Source organism: Parabacteroides sp. AF48-14 (assembly GCF_003477465.1).
GTDB lineage: Bacteria > Bacteroidota > Bacteroidia > Bacteroidales > Tannerellaceae > Parabacteroides > Parabacteroides acidifaciens.
The window spans coordinates 1-16,032 of the sequence record NZ_QUDI01000069.1; the positions used below are offsets into that span (position 1 = coordinate 1).

Below are 16,032 nucleotides of genomic sequence, written 5' to 3' on the forward strand. Positions count from 1 at the left end.
TTTCTTGCTTCAATATGTCAAATTAGACACCGTTGTCTAAAAAATTTTGACAGTTAGCGACCACGCTGACAGACCTATTCCAATTGATAACCAACGCCTTAAACACATTGGCACATTTTTTGTATATTATACAAACAAAGAACTACTAAACACGACAACATGAAATTCAACAGTTACATTAAATCCAAACAAAGGACAATCTGCGCTCTTGGCTCTATCGGCCTTGCCGTTGCCCTGCTTTCATCATGCGGGATATTCTATAAATACCCGACTATCAACGATTATACCCAATTCCCTTATACCGCAATCCATCATGGGGATTCCATCTATCATTTTAAACCATGCGGCAATAACGACATTAGCCAGCTATTAGTAAGAGGTCAAGGCAGAGACAGAGATACAGTCGATTTACCTTTAGACACCTACTTGCAATCGACCCGGACAGCCGCTTTTGTTGTCATAAGGAATGACTCCGTCTTATTTGAAAAATACTATAACGGTTACAACCGCAACCAGCTGATGAACGTTTTCTCCATCTCAAAATCAGTAACATCCCTATTGACCGGATTAGCCATTGAAGACGGTTATATACAAAGCGTTACGGACCCTGTCACGAAATATGTACCCGAACTGTTGAGCGGTGATGCCAAATTTCAGAGGCTGACGATTGAAGACTTGTTGAATATGCGTTCCGGACTGAAGTTCAATGAAAATTATGGCAGCCGTTTTTCCAAAATGGCAAAGCTATATTACGGTAAAAACCAATTGGGACAAATAAAAAAAATGAAATTCGCCCACGAACCGGGCAGCGTATATGAGTATCAAAGCGTAACCACCGCCCTATTAGGTATCGTCCTGGAAAAGGCAACAGGTAAAGAATTGGGTAAATACCTGGAAGAGAAAATATGGATTCCATTAGGCATGGAGCATGATGCCACCTGGAGCCTCGACGACGAGAAACATCGTTCGGCCAAAGCCTATCAAGGACTGAACCTGACGGCTATCGACCTGGCCAAGATCGGACAACTTTACCTGAACAAGGGAAAATGGAATGGAAAACAAATTATCAATCCCGATTGGATAAAGAAATCCACCACGCCTAATGTCAACAATGAAGGCTATCAATATCAATGGTATAGCATGGATGAATGGTATTACACCAAAGACGGGCCCTATTTTCCGGATTCAATCAGTGCAGAAAAAGCTATGCAGCAAACAAAATACGACTATTACGACATAAAAAAGCAGAGAAATGGGAAATGGTGCGTCCTCGCATATACAAATGCCTTTTATGCCATGGGATATATGAAGCAAGTCTTATACGTAGATCCTGACAAAAAAGTTGTAGTCGTACGAATAGGAGAAATCGGAGATGTAGAGCTCGGTTTTATTGCAGATGAGTTAGTCAATAAACTATAAGGCGGAAGCTTATTCTACGACTACCGGTCGAATCAGATTGCCGCCGATCGAGACTCCGTTTTTGTCAGAAAAAGACATATCGATAATATATGTATTCCGCTGATTGACCTCCGTCTGGCTTTTATGCGCGTGAAAGACATAACGATATTTCCCATTTCTGTCCACAAACGGAGCGCCGTGCCCTGTGCCGACAAGGTTTTCCACTTTGTGCAACAAGGGATTTCCCGCGTATTTCTTCCACGGGCCGAAGGGCGATGCGGAAGTGGCATAACCGACCGCATAATCCTGGCTTCTGAAATCATTGGCTGAATAGAGCAAGTAATAAACACCGTTTAGTTTAAGTGGTGAAGGTCCTTCTGCAACCTTTCCGAACACTGTTTCCCATGGCTCGGTCGCTCGATGCATTGCGTCAGTGTCTCTTCCTTTATTTCTTTCAGGTTGTCTTTCAGCTCCGCGCACCAGATCACATTGCCATTCGTAAAACGGACGAAATAAAGGTAAGCCTTCCCGTCTTCATCGAACAAGACAGAAGTATCGATCCCCTTCTCTTCACGGATAGGTCGTTTTTCGTCCTGCACGAAGGGACCTAAAGGGGAATCGGACGTCGCGACACAAACATGTTCTTCCACCGAATAATACATATAAAATTTCTTGTATTTCTCGACATAGTAAACCTCCGGCGCCCAGAACCACTTGTCTCCATACGAATCATCCTTGCTCAAAGCCAGGTTTGCAGACCGCTTCCATGATTTCAGATCGTTCGAACAATAGACCTCGAAACCGTCCCCCCTTGAAGTTCCGTAGGCATAATACATATCTTTATAACACAAGATATAAGGATCGGCAATCGGCAGGACTGTAGAAACCGTTTCTTCCCCTAAGGCGGAAACACTCACATACAGAGTCCACAGCAATGTAAAGATTATCTTTTTCAGTATATTTGTATTCATAATGTATTCGTTTATTATTAGGCAATTGTGTATTTTTGCATCCGCTACAAAAATACGCAATTATTTTCTTTCCCGATCTATTTGTTTTCTATCCGGAAATTCATATCTTTGCACCCGCTAATACAAACAGCTTAAATTAATTATTTCAAACATGGCAACAAAAATTAGATTGCAGAGACACGGTCGTAAAAGCTACGCTTTTTATCAGATCGTAGTCGCAGACAGCAGGGCTCCACGTGATGGAAAGTTTATTGAAAGGATAGGTTCTTATAATCCGAACACTAATCCTGCTACAGTAGATTTGAACTTCGAAAGAGCTTTGTATTGGTTACAGGTAGGTGCACAACCTACAGACACCACTCGTAATATCCTTTCCCGTGAAGGCGTTTGCATGAAAAAGCACTTACTGGAAGGCGTTAAGAAAGGTGCATTCGACGAAGCAACAGCTGAAACTAAGTTTCAGGCTTGGTTGAAGAACAAACAAGCTTCTACTCAGGCTATAAAAGAGAAAGACAGCGAAGCTGCAAAAGCTGCAGAAAAAGCTCGTCTGGAAGCCGAAAAAGAAGCAAACAAGGCAAAAGCAGAAATCGTTGCTAAAAAGAAAGCAGAATTGGCAGCCGCTGAAGCTGCTAAGCAAGCTGAAGAAGCAGCTGCTGCCGCTCCGGCAGAAGAAGCTCCTGCAGCAGCAGAAAGCGCTGAATAATTCGTGCCGAGCCAAAATAAAAAGAGGACACCCCTAAGGTGCCCTCTTTTTTATTGCCCGCCGCCTCTCTCCTACACAAAAAAACGCCTGGCCCTACAAAGAGAACCAGGCGCTATGCAATTATCTTCAAAGAGATATACTTTACTTCTTCAACAAGAAATTGTCGATTTGTTCCACAAACTGCTCTTTCGACAAAGCTCCCTGAGCAAGCTGCGGCTTACCATTCTTGGGGATAAACAGCAAAGTCGGTATACTCTGGATGCCGAATGCAGCCGCCAATTCTTTTTCATTATCCACATTAATCTTATAGATAATAATGTCGTCCTTATACTGCGCTGCCAGTTATGAAAGAGAGAATGAAAAGTAAATATTTAATACTGTAAAATATTGATATACAGGTAATAATATAAATGGCTCTGGAAAACGAAAAGTTCACATCACTTCCCATTTGCTACCCATTCCTGAATAAAAAGTGATCGAAAAATGGGAAGTTCTTTCCCATTGGTTTCTAAAAATTGCGCATTCTTGTCTGTAAGAATCGCTTTTCCCCTAAAAGCCTGATAAGGCTATTTCCGGCAACTTATTTGAGCCTTGGATAACTTCTATGTCCGAGGCTGTTTCTTTGTCTGTATAAGGCTTCTGGGCCATATACATCCTTTTGCCTGTTGGCAAGTAGAATAGATAGTCACTATCCACTAAAAGACTATACCGGCATCTTAAAAGCTCTCTATGGACAAATGATGTTTCCTTTTTCCATATACCACACACGATACATCATTTTTCCTGTTTTTCGCTTGTTTTTACAGATTGGGGTTAGTGTTGGGGATAGTGTTGGGGATAGTATTTTTGAAAATATTGGCTCTGAACGGTGGGGATATGTGGTTAATTGATGTTATATACAGGATATTTGCTTGCTTTCAAAGGGGGATATTTCCAATATATATGTGCTTGTGGATGATAAAATAAGCTTATATATACTTGATAATCAATTTATTTGTGTATTTTTGAGGTAAAATATGAACGTTTTAATATGGTTTAGACATAGGAGGAGGTAATATGATGGGATGTATATATCACAATGTCAGATGTAATAATCAGTTTTGCCACAATCGTGACGAAGAGGAGTTTGAAGGTTGTCCTATTTTACAAGAGGGTACGTTTAATACCCCTTTTATCGGAGCCGTCATGTGGAAAAAGCCTGATGAGCGCCCAAAAGATGGTTCAAAAGTTCTTGCCATGTGGTGTAATTCCGGGAACATAGAAATCGGTCATTTTACCTATCGATCGGAGTCTAATGAATTTCGTTTCCCATATATAGATCACGCCCTCAAATCTGCCGTCATTGCATGGGATTATGCTCCTGAATTTAAGGCTGTTGACCTTATAAATCATAAAGAATATGTAGCAAGATGGTATTAAATTTGTTTTAATTGCCACAAATAGATATGAGTAAAGATAGATCACCTGAATTAATCAGATTGCGCAACCAAAGGTTGTGTGATTGCTTCCATTTTCTCAAGCTATTGAGCGACTTGCCTGAAGAGGAAATATTGAAAAGAATGTCAGAAAGAGCTTTCTTCCTGACAATCCCGGATATTAAAAAAATTATCGCTGCAGATCCTGATCCACTATTGTAGGCTGCTGTATTTACTTCATAGAAAATAGTTTTGTATAAATTTTCTTTAACCGAGTATCACTAAGTTCTTTCAAAGACTGTATTTCCTTTTTGGGGTTTAGATAGTCGTTGATAAACTGATACAATTCTTCATGAGAAAGATTTAGTTCATTTGCCTTGGAATGGATAGACTTATAATATTGTTTTCTATATTCCTCATTATCAGAGGTTCTTAGTTTGGACGATATTTGATTACTTTCAGCTGTTCCAAATATCGTATAGCATCTTCAAATTTATCTTTGGATAGGAACTTATATCCTGTAACTTTAAAGTGACGTTTGAGTCCACCATATACTTCGATATATGCATTTTTTCTTTCAACATCTTTTACCTTACAAATCAAGTCTACTAAATCATTGACTTTTTGCTGAATAACAAACGCTTGTTCTTCCGAAATATGAATTTCCGGGTTAGGTACTGCATTTGTTTTTCTAATAACTTTTTCTGTATGAATGATGTCTCCATGATTAACACCAATCTGTATATTGTTATTCCCTTCGATTTGTTGTTTGTTCTTTTCCATGGCTTATTTTATTTAAGTTTATCTATCAATTTGCTGATTTGCTGATGTAAAGATTTCTGCTCTTCAAGTAGACTTTGTATATAAAGTTCTTGTTTTTTTAGTCGTTCATTGTATTCAGCTATAATGAGACTTGACTGCTGGGAATCTTTGTCATCAACAGAGATAGCTCCATTCCCACCAATCATATTATTCCCATCACCTTTTATAGATTGATTGTTTACAGAAGATCCATTTGATTTCAACATCGAGCCGCGGCCAGTCAGCAACCAGTCAGCATTTAAATCCGTGTATACTGCTAAAATCTTAGCAATAAAAACATCAGTTACAGTAGAATTCATCTTGTCCTTATCTAATAGGCCTCGTTTTATTCCGGTACTTTCATAAAAAGATGACTTGCTAATCCCCTTACTATCAATATAATGTAAAATCCTGTATTTTGTGTTTGCTAAAATCATAGTAAAATATTTTGCTGTTTGCGATAATCTTAGTAATATTGCATTGTGTAAGTATTTAACACGCCGTAAAGATAGGCAAATTTTAAACATATTAGATATGGAAAAAGAAAAGCAATTCACAGTGGCGGAGAACCTGATAGTGATGGTTGAACCGAACAAGGAACATGAGTTTTTAATGACAACAGCAGAAGTTGCAAAAGGATTTGGAATTAGTGCAGCGACATTAAGGTCCCACAAGCATGATCATTTAGATGAACTAATAGACGGAAAACACTTTATTACATGCGTTGGAAAAACCAACGCAGGGTGTGAATCAGGCAATTACATACCAAATAAACAAACCCTTTGGACTAAACGCGGTATAGTTCGCCTTGGCTTCTTCATCAAATCGGAACGTGCCAAACTTTTCCGCGACTGGGCAGAAGATTTAGTAATCTTCACAAGCGAACAAGCCGTGAAAGCTGAACAGCTTTCCCTTTGGCCGGAACCTGAGAAACGCCGACATAATCGCTTGACGCAGGAGCGCCTTGTTGGAATTTTGGCTGATGTGGCAAAGATTGACGAAAAGGAACTGCGCCTTTCATTAATAGACAAACTGGTAAACAATCATTGATATGGTAAGAAGAATAGAATTAAAAGACACAGAGATGCGCCGTATAATAGCCAAAAAGTTGGGTGTCACCTCTGCAGCGCTGAGTATGGCATTGAGTTTTAAACGAAACAGTCCACTATCGAAAACTATACGTGAGATGGCTTTGCAACATGGTGGCATTCTACTCGAGGAAAAAGAGATCAGCAAGCCAGTCAAGGTTTTGGACGCAAAAGGGAATGTGGTGAAAACAATTAAAGAATAAGGAGAAGATCATGGTACGAGACTGTAAAGACTGGCGGGAGTGCAAGAAGCGGGCACGGGAGGCTGTGAAATATAGCGCACAGCGGGCGATATGGACGATTATGGGAGTGTACGGGGCTGATTATTCGGCACGGATGGATAAAGGGACACTGGTTGACATGGTGTATGAATTGATGCTGGAAAACGGATTGGAAGCGCGGCGGATGGATGCCGATCTGGCGGTTGAATCGTGGTATCAGGAGGGCTTAGTATGAAAACGATCAGGGTATTGGCGTTTGTCATAGTTTTATTGATGTGGTTGTTGATGGCGGTTTTCGTACTGGCCGGCTGCCAGACGATCGAGTGGTGTATGGACAGTGGAACGGAGATTCCCTGGCAGGTATGGGCGATGCTGGTCACGGCAGCCACTTGGTGTATCTTAATGCTGAACATCCCTTCGCGGGCACAAAGAAGATTCGAACAGTTTATAGACTGGTTATCAGACGAAGGATAAATAATTGAAATTAGTAGTCCCCGGATGGTCCGATGGTTGGTGGTTCGACTCCACCACGGGGAACAATAATGAAAAGATATTGACAAATATGGAATACTACAACAACATATTATGTATCTCTTATGCAGAGCTAACAGGCGGTGATCCGATGGATGCAGATTCTTTGAAGCGTCCGATCATGTCAGATTCTAACTTTAAATATTACAAAAAAGAACAAAAGTTCCGTGTTCTTCGTCGTGCCTGTTACGGTACCCCTGCTCTTGTAGCCTACAATTCCCTTCCAGATCGGATCAAAGAAAAGGTAGTTGCCAAATATGGCGATCCGGAAAGTAATACTAAAAAGTATGTGTTGAAAAACATGATTGTCCGCGACCTGGTGGCCGAGAAGTTCTACCAGGATCATACGCTGGACGAAGGAGGCAACGAACATCTTAAGCCGGAACACATCGAATTATATACGATGAACGCGTCAGCACTAAACAGCATCATCAATCTGTCCAACAACCGGATATTATGTATCAAATCGTACGGCAAACCCTTCAACCGCGTATGGCCGGAGATAAGCCGGGATTTGCAAGGCATTCAGGAGGAAATAGGATGCCGTTTGCCTAAAAATCATCTGTCATTAAAGCGGGTTGTCGAAAAATATAAAGAAGGCGGTTATATCGCATTGATCTCTGCCAAGCATGGCAATAAGAACGCTCGGCACAATATACTTCCCGAACAGGACGCATTGATTGCGGAATTATTGGGTGACGGGCGTAATATCGACAACGAGACCGTTGCAAAATTGTTCAACGCTGTCGCCGTGCGGATGGGGTGGAAGACGGTCTGCGGTAGCACAATCGCCAATTACCGCAAGGAGCACTCGGAATGTTTTGCCGGACGGCACGGAAAGAAGGCACTGGCCAATGAGAGGCTGATGCAGGTAAAACGTACAAAGCCCACTTGCCCGATGTATTTCTGGTGTGTGGATGGTTGGGATACAGAGTTGTTCTATCAGAGCCGTGGCATCGACAAATCGACAGGACGGAGCATCACGACTTACCACCATCGCCCTACAGTAGTTGCCATCGTCGACCCGTTCAACAAATACATCATTGGTTACGCGATCGGTACGCACGAATCGTCCGCACTGATCCGCCAAGCCTTCCGTAATGCCTTCGAGCATGTGCACGAACTGTTCGGGGCTTACTTTAAGCCCTGGCAAATCCAGACCGATAACTACGGACGTGGTAACCTGAAGTCGTTCTACGAGGCTTGCACCCACTATTATACACCGGCAGCCGTAGGCAACGCGAAGGCAAAAATCATAGAGCCTTTTTTTAACTGGTTCAACCGCAAATACCTCCGCCTGCTTCCTAACAGTAGTGGCCACGGCGTGAAAAGCCGGAGCCGCATACAGGTGAGCGACGACTGGATCGAGGCGCATAAACGCAGTTTCCCTGATTACGCCGGTTGTTGCGCACAGTTAGAAAAAATGATCGAGTTCGACCGAAATGTAAAGCGAGAAGATTTCATCAACAAATGGATAGACATGCCTCAGGAAAAGCATTTGGCCTTCGATAAGAAAGATTTCTTATACGCCTTCGGAGAGACGGCGGCTCCGCGCAAAATAAACGGTGACGGGGTACGTCTCCAGATAGACAATATGAAATTTTGGTATGATTGCTTCGATCCTGAGTTCCGCAATTACGGACATGCCACCTTCTTCCTGAAGTATAATCCGGCGGACATGAATGAGGTAATGGCCATCGAGAACGTAGGTACGGCGAAAGAGCCTAAAGAGGGAACCATCCGTTTCCTATTGGAGCGGAAATACGAACAGCCTATGGCTTTGATGGATCGTAAAGACGGTGATATGGACGAACTGATGCGTGTCAGAATGCATAACAAAGAAATGATAGACACCATCATTCAGAAACGTAAAGAATCCGGTGATATTGTTCGGGACTTTTTTGAGGAAAACGCAGACCAACTAAAAGACACGCTCACCGCCCATGTGATTACCGACAGCCTCGGACGACACAAAGATGTCCGCAACGAGGTTTCCGGGCGGAAGAGGGCGAAAACGTTACCAGTAAAGCAAGCGGAGTTCGTGGAGGACGACGATTTTGATTTCGTGAGTGGAGAACAGGACTATTTAAACGAATTTTAAACAGCATTTAATATATGAATAGAAACGGATTAATGAAGCATGTAGGCGACTGGATCACGCGCCTTGGCTCGCAGAATAAAGTAGCTGAAAAATGTGGAATCAGTAGCACGGCTATAAGCCAGTGGATGAACGGTAAGTATGGTGCCGATACAACCGAGATGGACAAACGTATCGCTATTGCCCTCGGATATCAGGAGGACGGATGGCAGGTAGTGACAACGATCAAAAACTATCAAAAGATAGAGTTCGTATTCCGTTCCTGCAAACAGCAAAGCATGTGGATGGCGATCAGTAACAAAGCCGGTAGCGGCAAAACGCAAACGCTGGAGCATCTGTTCAATTCCGATCTGACGGGAAGTGTGATCTTTATCCAAGCCGAGGAATGGAACTCCCGCCAATTCCTGTTGGAATTGGCTGAACGTACCTGTGGCATACCTAAACGGGGTTACACGGATATTCCAACCTTACTGAAAATGATCACTGAATATTTGAACGGGATGGCTGCAAACAGACCGATCCTGATCATTGACGAAGCGGATAAGCTGAAACCTGCCGCGTTTCGTAAACTGATCCCGCTGTACAATCGCACGGAGCACCGCCTGGGATGTGTCTTGGCCGGTACGGAGAATCTCCATAAAGAGATTGCTCGCGGTGTGCGTAACAATACGAAGGGTTATGATGAAATAGACAGCCGTCTGGGGCGGTCCTATATTGAGCTTCCCGGGGCAACGGAAGCCGACGTTAAAGCTATCGGCCAAGCGAACGGGCTGGATGAAGATGCCGTGGATCGCATTTGGAGCGAAGTCGACAAAGTAAAACGTTTGGTCAAGGTTCAGAACAAGAAGGGTGAGACAAAGGAAAAGCACGTGTTCTTCTGTGAGGACCTGCGCCGTTTGATGCGATTGGTGAAACGGGAACAAATGGCCAACCAATTTAATCAGTATTAAGGCATGGCTAAGATATTAGGCGTTCAACAATTTTTATCCAGTAAAAAGAAAAGCATGGACTTCGAGGGTGCATGGTACGACCTGCTTGGACGTCCGGCTCTCAAAGGATCATGGATTATCTGGGGTGCGAGCGGTAGCGGAAAAACGAGTTTCGCCTGTCGTTTGTGTAAATACCTGACCAACTTCGGGCGGGTAGCCTACAATAGCCTGGAAGAAGGTGACAGCCTTTCCCTTCAACGCTCTTTCGAGGATGTGAACATGATGGAGGTTAGCGGAAAACTGGTGCTACTCGACCAAATGCCGATGGAAGAGCTAAGTGAAAAGCTAACGATGCGTAAAAGTTGGGATATTGTGTTGATAGATTCTATCCAATATACTGGTATGAACTACACCCAATACAAGCGGCTCCGACAGAAACATCCAGGCAAGCTGTTTGTCTTTATCTCACATGCAAAAGGCAGCAATCCGGATGGCAAAGTGGCAGAAAAGGTAATGTACGACAGTGGATGCAAAATATATGTAGAAGGCTTTCGGGCAGATGCTAAAAGTCGCTACCTGGACAAAGGACAGGAACATAAGCCCTTTGTCATTTGGGAAGAAAGGGCATCGCTTTATTGGGGTGATCAATTATATAAATCAAATATGGAGGAATAGATATGACAACAAAAAAACGCACCTATAAAAGTCGCAACACTGGCCTCTTTTACGGTTACCTAAAACGCATTCCCGGCTACGACCCGGCGGAAGTAGAAACAATCAAGGGCGGTGTTATTGAAAGTTTCCTGATCGGAAAATATGGGGTAGCTCACGGACGTCGTGTAGGATTGTCCTCTCTGACCGATGCAGAGTATAACGAGTTACTGGCCGATTTGAAAAGACAGGTCAACGTGGCTACTGATACGGATCGCCTGAAAGCGGAACTTAACGAGAAAGCTGTCCGTAAAGACTGGTATCACCGGATATTCAAACAGCTTTCCCGTATAGGTGTTAGCACGAACAACGGATATGATGATGTCAACCGGCATATCCGAGGTCTCCCTATTAGCCGGGGGCGTGTACTTCCGGCAATCTCTTTGGACGAACTTCCAGAGCTTTTTAAAGCTATTTGTTCCTATTGCGACAATATCCTGAAGAAACAACGTAAAGAACAGGCTATCGCCGAAAGGAATTGATATGGCAATAATCCCTATCGCCCAACGCCTCTCGGACATAGAGGAACGGGCAAACCGCCTGAAACGGCGGATTGAGATGCTAACATCGGACAGCGACTTCCTGGCAGAGACAATGATCTCGCGTCCCTGGCAGGATATGACGGCACAACGCAGGCTTCTGAATGAATGGAGCGAAGAAATTGACAAATTGGAACATGATCTGAACATCCTCCGGAATGAATGGAGCAGATTGAACAATATCAACAAACGTAATAAATCATTTAAAAATCAAACAGTATGAACATCGAAGAATTATCAAAAGAGCAAAAAGCCGAACTACGCCGGCAGCTTGAAGCGGAAGAGAAAGCCGAAAAGGCGCGTGTACAGCAGGAACGTGAGAACTACAAGTCGCTTGTGGATGGTTGGGTCGAAGAAACGGTCAAAAAACTGCAAAATGTATCCTCTATCATGATGAATGCCAAGGCTGATATATTCGCATCGAGCGCAACTATTATCCAGATGAAGAACGAACTGTTCAACGTTAAAAGCGACCGAAAGAGCGACACGCTCTCCACGTCCGATGGTAGCAAGACTATCCGTATCGGCAACCGCGTAAATGAAGGCTGGGACGACACCGTAAACGTTGGGGTGGAAAAGGTCAAAGCCTACCTCCACACGCTCGCTAAAGACGAAGAGAGCGCAGCTTTGGTCGACACGATCATGAACCTGCTGTCCAAGGACCGCAAAGGCAACCTGAAGGCGCAAAAGGTGCTGGAACTGGAACGTCTGGCGGAAAAGTCCGGCGATGTCGAATTTCTGGACGGTATCCGCATCATCAAAGACTCCTATCGCCCCGTCCCGACCTGCCAGTTCATCGAGGTCGTCACCCGCGATGAGAACGGGAAGGAACACACGTTGCCGCTATCCATGAGCGCAATCGAATGAAAATGATTAAGTCCGTTACCCTCACCCCCGGCCGCTGGATATACGTCTGCCCTTGTGGTTTCCGCTATACCGTGTGTAGGGTGGACAAGAAGGAAGGTAAATGGATGGTTTATTGCTTCAAGTGCAAACAACAAAACGGCAAATATTATCGCGTTATGGATGAACGAATGGAGTTCAACGAGAACTACAATAACAAACTGAATTGTAACTGCTTTACCACGATCTGCCTGCATGCTCCGACTAAAAATGCGATTGGGGCGATCAAGCAAATCTATCTGAAAGGTGTGTGGAAAGGCAATGCGAAGATCGTGCATGCAGCTACGATCCGGCTGGATCAGATCAACCTCCCGATGGCAAAGCTCGATGCAGCCATGCTCCCGGATGATCTCCGCCGCCTGCTTAAAGCATGCTATCGTAACCGTCCCGGAATCAACTGGGATACTCAATTGATGGACTACATAGTCCTGGAATACATAAAAGAATCTAAAGAACCTACATTATTTAAATAACAAATCATTATGATGCACAACTGGTTTACATGTAAAGTCTCCTTCGAAAAAGTGCTGGAGAATGGAATGCAAAAGAAAGTAACAGAACCCTACTTGGTCGACGCTTTATCGTACACCGAAGCGGAAGCCCGGATAACAGAAGAGATAAAGCCGTTCATTTCCGGTGAATTTACTATCGCAGATATAAAGCGGGCACATTTTTCAGAAACATTCTTTAATGATAACGGCGATCGTTTTTATAAGGTCCGCCTCTATTTCATTACGTTGGATGAGAAGAGCGGTGCCGAAAAACGTACACTCGCTAAAATGCTGGTACAGGCCTCTGATTTGAAAGAAGCTCTTGACAATTTCGAAGAAGGTATGAAAGATACCTTGGCCGACTATACGGTTATCGGAATTGAAGAAACAGCACTCATGGATGTCTTCCCATACACTGCCCCCGAAGAAGAAAAGAAAGATGACAGCAACTGAGTTTGACACAATCGAATGGCGATCTGGAATGCGGATCGCCATCGGCAACCTACAGACCGATGTAGTATCGGTAGACCTTCGTGCCCGTGAAATAGCCATCGAAGACAAGAACGGGTTATTATGGATCAACAGTGAGTATGTAACATTAAACAACAAACAATCATGATTATAGCAGTAGATTTTGACGGCACATTGTGTCGGGGGGTATTCCCTAATATTGACGGTCCGCAACCCTATGCCGTGGACATAATGAAGAAGTTGAAGGATGATGGCCATTATATTATTATATGGACCTGTCGCCGCGGCGACCGCTTGGAGACAGCTATCAATTGGATGCTGGAGCAAGGCATCCCCTTCGACCGCATCAATGCTCACGAACCGCGGAGCCTTGCCATGTATGGTGACGACACACGTAAAGTATATGCTCATTGCTACATTGACGACAAACAAGTCGGAGGCTTGCCAACCTGGCCAGAGATATACAATTATATCACCGAGCAGGAACGAAAGTATAAGGAGGGGCAGGCATGACATGGGCTGATTATTACAAAGATAGGGTTTGCAGCCCGGATTATGACAAGGCTTTCATTAATAAATATGGGAAGTTCCTTGCGGAGATCATTTTGAAAATAAAAACACTTGCCGAACCGAGTATTACATCAATTATATTGAAAGAAGAAGGGTGCGGCATAGGTTCTATTTCAAGAAGTATATCAAAGATGGAACCGTATTGGTTTAAGTCTTTAAGAATGCAGTCGGAAGATCGTTGGCAAGATGTGTGCAAAATAATTTTTACAGATATAGATAGTGAAATGCTCCGGTTGTGCCAGCGAAACACTAAAAGGGTTTCAATGGGTGATTATTTGGATAAAGTACCATCATTTTATTCGAGAGAAGATATAACCTCTTCCAAATACTATGAACCTAACACGGTTATAGTTACTCATGGCGTTTTGGAACATTTTGATGATGATGATGTTGAAGCCATACTCGAAACATACAATGATGAAAATGTGCTCTTTCAAGCTCACTATGTACCAACAGCTAAATATGAATCCCCGTCCTTCGGTGATGAACGTTTATTACCTGTCGATCATTGGATCGAACTTGTAAAACCAGATTACTACATCGTAGATAATAATGGGTATGATTTGTATATGTTTAAAATAATAGAAGTGAGTCATGAATGAATCAGTAGATATATTTGGTAATAAGGCATCCTTTATAAGGCCATCATTGACGGCCAGAAATAAAGGAAAAACATTGTTTGATGATTATGACGGGTTTGTGGGCAAATTTGAAGCAAAGAAAACTACAGATGATTGTTACACACCCGCTGAAGTCTATAATGTTGTATTAAATTATGTCTCAGAGAAGTGCAATATAAAGGGAGCGGAAATAGTGCGCCCATTCTTCCCAGGAGGTGACTATGAGAATTGTGATTATCCGGAGGGATGCGTAGTCGTAGACAATCCTCCATTTTCCATTATATCGAAAATAGCCAAATTTTATATTGAGAACAATATAAAATTTTTCCTATTTGCCCCTCATTTGACATTATTTTCTCCAAGGATGGATTATACTCGAATAGTTGTAGGTGCTTCTATTGTGTATGAAAATGGTGCAAACGTGAAGACATCATTTATATCTAACCTATTTGAGGACATAATAGTAATGTCTGATCCTGATCTTTATAGAAAACTGGAAAGGATAAACGAAGCGAAAAATGTTAATCTTCCGAAGTATGTATATCCCAATGAAGTACTAACTGTGTCAGCTGTGCAATGGTGCGTCGAGAGAGGGGTTTCGTGCCTCTTGAAAAAGAGAGATGTTTATCATGTAAGAGGGCTCGATAGTCAAAAAACGCATAAAAAGGCAATATTCGGTTCTGGATATCTATTATCAGAGAAAGCAGCGGCAGAGAAAGCAGCGGCAGAGAAAGCAGCGGCAGAGAAGGATAACATTATAATATGGGAATTATCCGAAAGAGAGCGGAATATAATTAAATCATTGGGCAAATAATCCTTAAATCTAAAAAGACATGAAAATTATGGCAGACTTGATAGAATATCTCAACCAGTCCGGATTTACTGACTTGATACGCTTGTTTTTGATAATAGGAGGACTTTTGTTTTTGGTCGTATTTTCCCTGGCAATATGGTTCTTTATTAAAATATCACGTAGAACTTTTAAGACCAGGGAACAATCCATGCTGGATTATTATCAACATAGAGAAGGAAGAAAACGGACATTTAACTCTAATAAATAACGAGTTATGACAGTAAAGGAATTAAAGCAAAAGTTAGAAATGTTTGACGATGATTATGAAGTAAACATTGATCTTGATACTTGCGACAACGAATTATGTGATATCATACCAGTATCAGAAGTGTATGAAGGTAGTTGCTGGAATGTGGTTATAAAATAAAAAAAGAATATGAGTCATGAATAAATTTAAAACAGACATTGAAATTATTGATTGGCTTAATAGCTTAGAATGGATTGAGGAGGTAAGGGTATCACCTGTTGAAATTGTAGGTAAAATAAGCGGAAAAACAACCTCGATAGATAAAGAGGATTTTGCTTTGATAAATACTTATATAGAAAATCGGTATTACATCTTATTCGATAGTAGAGTAATTTGCATTGAACGATTTAACGCATAAATAAAAAATACTGAATCAAATGAGAATATTAGTAGCATGTGAATATAGCGGAGTTGTTAGAGATGCTTTCTCAGAATTAGGGTGGGACGCTTGGTCTTGCGATTTGCTACCAAC

The 16,032-nt window shown here is 42.4% G+C and carries 24 protein-coding genes and 2 pseudogenes; 22 read left to right on the forward strand and 4 right to left on the reverse strand.

The window, feature by feature from the left end; translation table 11 throughout:
- The first annotated feature begins 159 nt into the window (after positions 1-159).
- The gene (locus DW083_RS20900; protein ID WP_122333730.1) at positions 160-1,419 is read left to right on the forward strand and encodes a serine hydrolase; all 1,260 of its coding nucleotides are present in this window, start codon (positions 160-162) and stop codon (positions 1,417-1,419) included.
- A 9-nt stretch (positions 1,420-1,428) separates the two neighbouring features.
- Here DW083_RS20900 and DW083_RS20905 read toward each other — a convergent pair.
- Positions 1,429-2,369: pseudogene (locus tag DW083_RS20905) on the reverse strand (glycoside hydrolase family 43 protein).
- 151 nt (positions 2,370-2,520) lie between these two features.
- Between DW083_RS20905 and DW083_RS20910 the strand changes: the two are divergent.
- Positions 2,521-3,072, forward strand: coding sequence for a 30S ribosomal protein S16 (locus DW083_RS20910; protein ID WP_115500515.1), 552 nt, complete (start codon positions 2,521-2,523; stop codon positions 3,070-3,072).
- Positions 3,073-3,213: 141 nt separating this feature from the next.
- On the opposite strand, the pseudogene DW083_RS20915 reads toward DW083_RS20910, so the two are convergent.
- Positions 3,214-3,414 (reverse strand): annotated as a pseudogene (locus DW083_RS20915) (thioredoxin family protein); the annotation flags it as partial.
- Between the two features lie 714 nt (positions 3,415-4,128).
- On the opposite strand from DW083_RS20915, the gene DW083_RS20920 reads away from it, so the two are divergent.
- Positions 4,129-4,491 carry a hypothetical protein gene (locus DW083_RS20920; RefSeq protein ID WP_122333731.1) on the forward strand — a complete coding sequence of 121 codons (363 nt, stop codon included), beginning with the start codon at positions 4,129-4,131 and terminating at the stop codon, positions 4,489-4,491.
- A 428-nt stretch (positions 4,492-4,919) separates the two neighbouring features.
- On the opposite strand, the gene DW083_RS20930 is transcribed toward DW083_RS20920, so the two are convergent.
- Positions 4,920-5,270: an ORF6C domain-containing protein gene (locus DW083_RS20930; RefSeq protein WP_122333733.1), complete on the reverse strand. Its 351-nt coding sequence runs from the start codon at positions 5,268-5,270 to the stop codon at positions 4,920-4,922.
- A gap of 8 nt (positions 5,271-5,278) precedes the next feature.
- The gene (locus tag DW083_RS20935; protein ID WP_122333734.1) at positions 5,279-5,725 is read right to left on the reverse strand and encodes a hypothetical protein; all 447 of its coding nucleotides are present in this window, start codon (positions 5,723-5,725) and stop codon (positions 5,279-5,281) included.
- A 97-nt stretch (positions 5,726-5,822) separates the two neighbouring features.
- Here DW083_RS20935 and DW083_RS20940 point away from each other — a divergent pair, with 97 nt between their 5' ends.
- The 19 genes from DW083_RS20940 to DW083_RS21025 are packed head-to-tail and all read left to right on the forward strand — an operon-like array spanning position 5,823 to position 15,918.
- The gene (locus tag DW083_RS20940; RefSeq protein ID WP_147382175.1) at positions 5,823-6,338 is read left to right on the forward strand and encodes a hypothetical protein; all 516 of its coding nucleotides are present in this window, start codon (positions 5,823-5,825) and stop codon (positions 6,336-6,338) included.
- A 1-nt stretch (position 6,339) separates the two neighbouring features.
- Positions 6,340-6,579: a hypothetical protein gene (locus DW083_RS20945; RefSeq protein ID WP_122333736.1), complete on the forward strand. Its 240-nt coding sequence runs from the start codon at positions 6,340-6,342 to the stop codon at positions 6,577-6,579.
- Positions 6,580-6,589: 10 nt separating this feature from the next.
- Positions 6,590-6,832, forward strand: coding sequence for a hypothetical protein (locus DW083_RS20950; RefSeq protein ID WP_122333737.1), 243 nt, complete (start codon positions 6,590-6,592; stop codon positions 6,830-6,832).
- Complete coding sequence (locus DW083_RS20955; RefSeq protein ID WP_147382176.1) at positions 6,829-7,071, forward strand: hypothetical protein; 243 nt, start codon at positions 6,829-6,831, stop codon at positions 7,069-7,071. The genes DW083_RS20950 and DW083_RS20955 overlap by 4 nt, the downstream gene beginning before the upstream one ends.
- 4 nt (positions 7,072-7,075) lie before the next feature.
- Positions 7,076-9,229, forward strand: a complete 2,154-nt coding sequence (locus DW083_RS20960; protein WP_122333739.1) for a hypothetical protein — start codon at positions 7,076-7,078, stop codon at positions 9,227-9,229.
- 14 nt (positions 9,230-9,243) lie between these two features.
- Positions 9,244-10,176, forward strand: coding sequence for an AAA family ATPase (locus DW083_RS20965; RefSeq protein WP_122333740.1), 933 nt, complete (start codon positions 9,244-9,246; stop codon positions 10,174-10,176).
- A gap of 3 nt (positions 10,177-10,179) precedes the next feature.
- Positions 10,180-10,830: an ATP-binding protein gene (locus tag DW083_RS20970; protein WP_122333741.1), complete on the forward strand. Its 651-nt coding sequence runs from the start codon at positions 10,180-10,182 to the stop codon at positions 10,828-10,830.
- Between the two features lie 2 nt (positions 10,831-10,832).
- The gene (locus DW083_RS20975; RefSeq protein WP_122333742.1) at positions 10,833-11,348 is read left to right on the forward strand and encodes a hypothetical protein; all 516 of its coding nucleotides are present in this window, start codon (positions 10,833-10,835) and stop codon (positions 11,346-11,348) included.
- A gap of 1 nt (position 11,349) precedes the next feature.
- Complete coding sequence (locus tag DW083_RS20980) at positions 11,350-11,628, forward strand: hypothetical protein (RefSeq protein ID WP_122333743.1); 279 nt, start codon at positions 11,350-11,352, stop codon at positions 11,626-11,628.
- A complete protein-coding gene (locus tag DW083_RS20985) occupies positions 11,625-12,272 on the forward strand; it encodes a DUF3164 family protein (protein ID WP_122333744.1) in 648 nt (215 codons plus the stop codon). The genes DW083_RS20980 and DW083_RS20985 overlap by 4 nt, the downstream gene beginning before the upstream one ends.
- Entirely contained in the window at positions 12,269-12,781 is a 513-nt protein-coding gene (locus tag DW083_RS20990; protein WP_122333745.1) for a hypothetical protein, read from the forward strand. The genes DW083_RS20985 and DW083_RS20990 overlap by 4 nt, the downstream gene beginning before the upstream one ends.
- Before the next feature lie 12 nt (positions 12,782-12,793).
- Positions 12,794-13,252 (forward strand): DUF4494 domain-containing protein, encoded by a 459-nt coding sequence (locus DW083_RS20995; protein WP_122333750.1) that lies wholly within the window; start codon positions 12,794-12,796, stop codon positions 13,250-13,252.
- Positions 13,239-13,418 carry a hypothetical protein gene (locus DW083_RS21000; protein ID WP_122333746.1) on the forward strand — a complete coding sequence of 60 codons (180 nt, stop codon included), beginning with the start codon at positions 13,239-13,241 and terminating at the stop codon, positions 13,416-13,418. The genes DW083_RS20995 and DW083_RS21000 overlap by 14 nt, the downstream gene beginning before the upstream one ends.
- On the forward strand, positions 13,415-13,783 hold the full coding sequence (locus tag DW083_RS21005) for a hypothetical protein (RefSeq protein ID WP_122333747.1): 369 nt from the start codon (positions 13,415-13,417) through the stop codon (positions 13,781-13,783). The genes DW083_RS21000 and DW083_RS21005 overlap by 4 nt, the downstream gene beginning before the upstream one ends.
- Complete coding sequence (locus DW083_RS21010) at positions 13,780-14,442, forward strand: class I SAM-dependent methyltransferase (RefSeq protein WP_122333748.1); 663 nt, start codon at positions 13,780-13,782, stop codon at positions 14,440-14,442. Before DW083_RS21005 ends, DW083_RS21010 begins: the two co-directional genes overlap by 4 nt.
- The gene (locus DW083_RS21015; RefSeq protein ID WP_233552325.1) at positions 14,435-15,274 is read left to right on the forward strand and encodes a chromosome partitioning protein ParB; all 840 of its coding nucleotides are present in this window, start codon (positions 14,435-14,437) and stop codon (positions 15,272-15,274) included. The genes DW083_RS21010 and DW083_RS21015 overlap by 8 nt, the downstream gene beginning before the upstream one ends.
- Positions 15,275-15,302: 28 nt before the next feature.
- On the forward strand, positions 15,303-15,521 hold the full coding sequence (locus DW083_RS21020) for a hypothetical protein (RefSeq protein ID WP_122333752.1): 219 nt from the start codon (positions 15,303-15,305) through the stop codon (positions 15,519-15,521).
- A gap of 6 nt (positions 15,522-15,527) precedes the next feature.
- Positions 15,528-15,680, forward strand: coding sequence for a hypothetical protein (locus DW083_RS22175; protein ID WP_158582150.1), 153 nt, complete (start codon positions 15,528-15,530; stop codon positions 15,678-15,680).
- Positions 15,681-15,696: 16 nt separating this feature from the next.
- The gene (locus DW083_RS21025) at positions 15,697-15,918 is read left to right on the forward strand and encodes a hypothetical protein (protein WP_122333749.1); all 222 of its coding nucleotides are present in this window, start codon (positions 15,697-15,699) and stop codon (positions 15,916-15,918) included.
- Positions 15,919-16,032 lie beyond the last annotated feature (114 nt).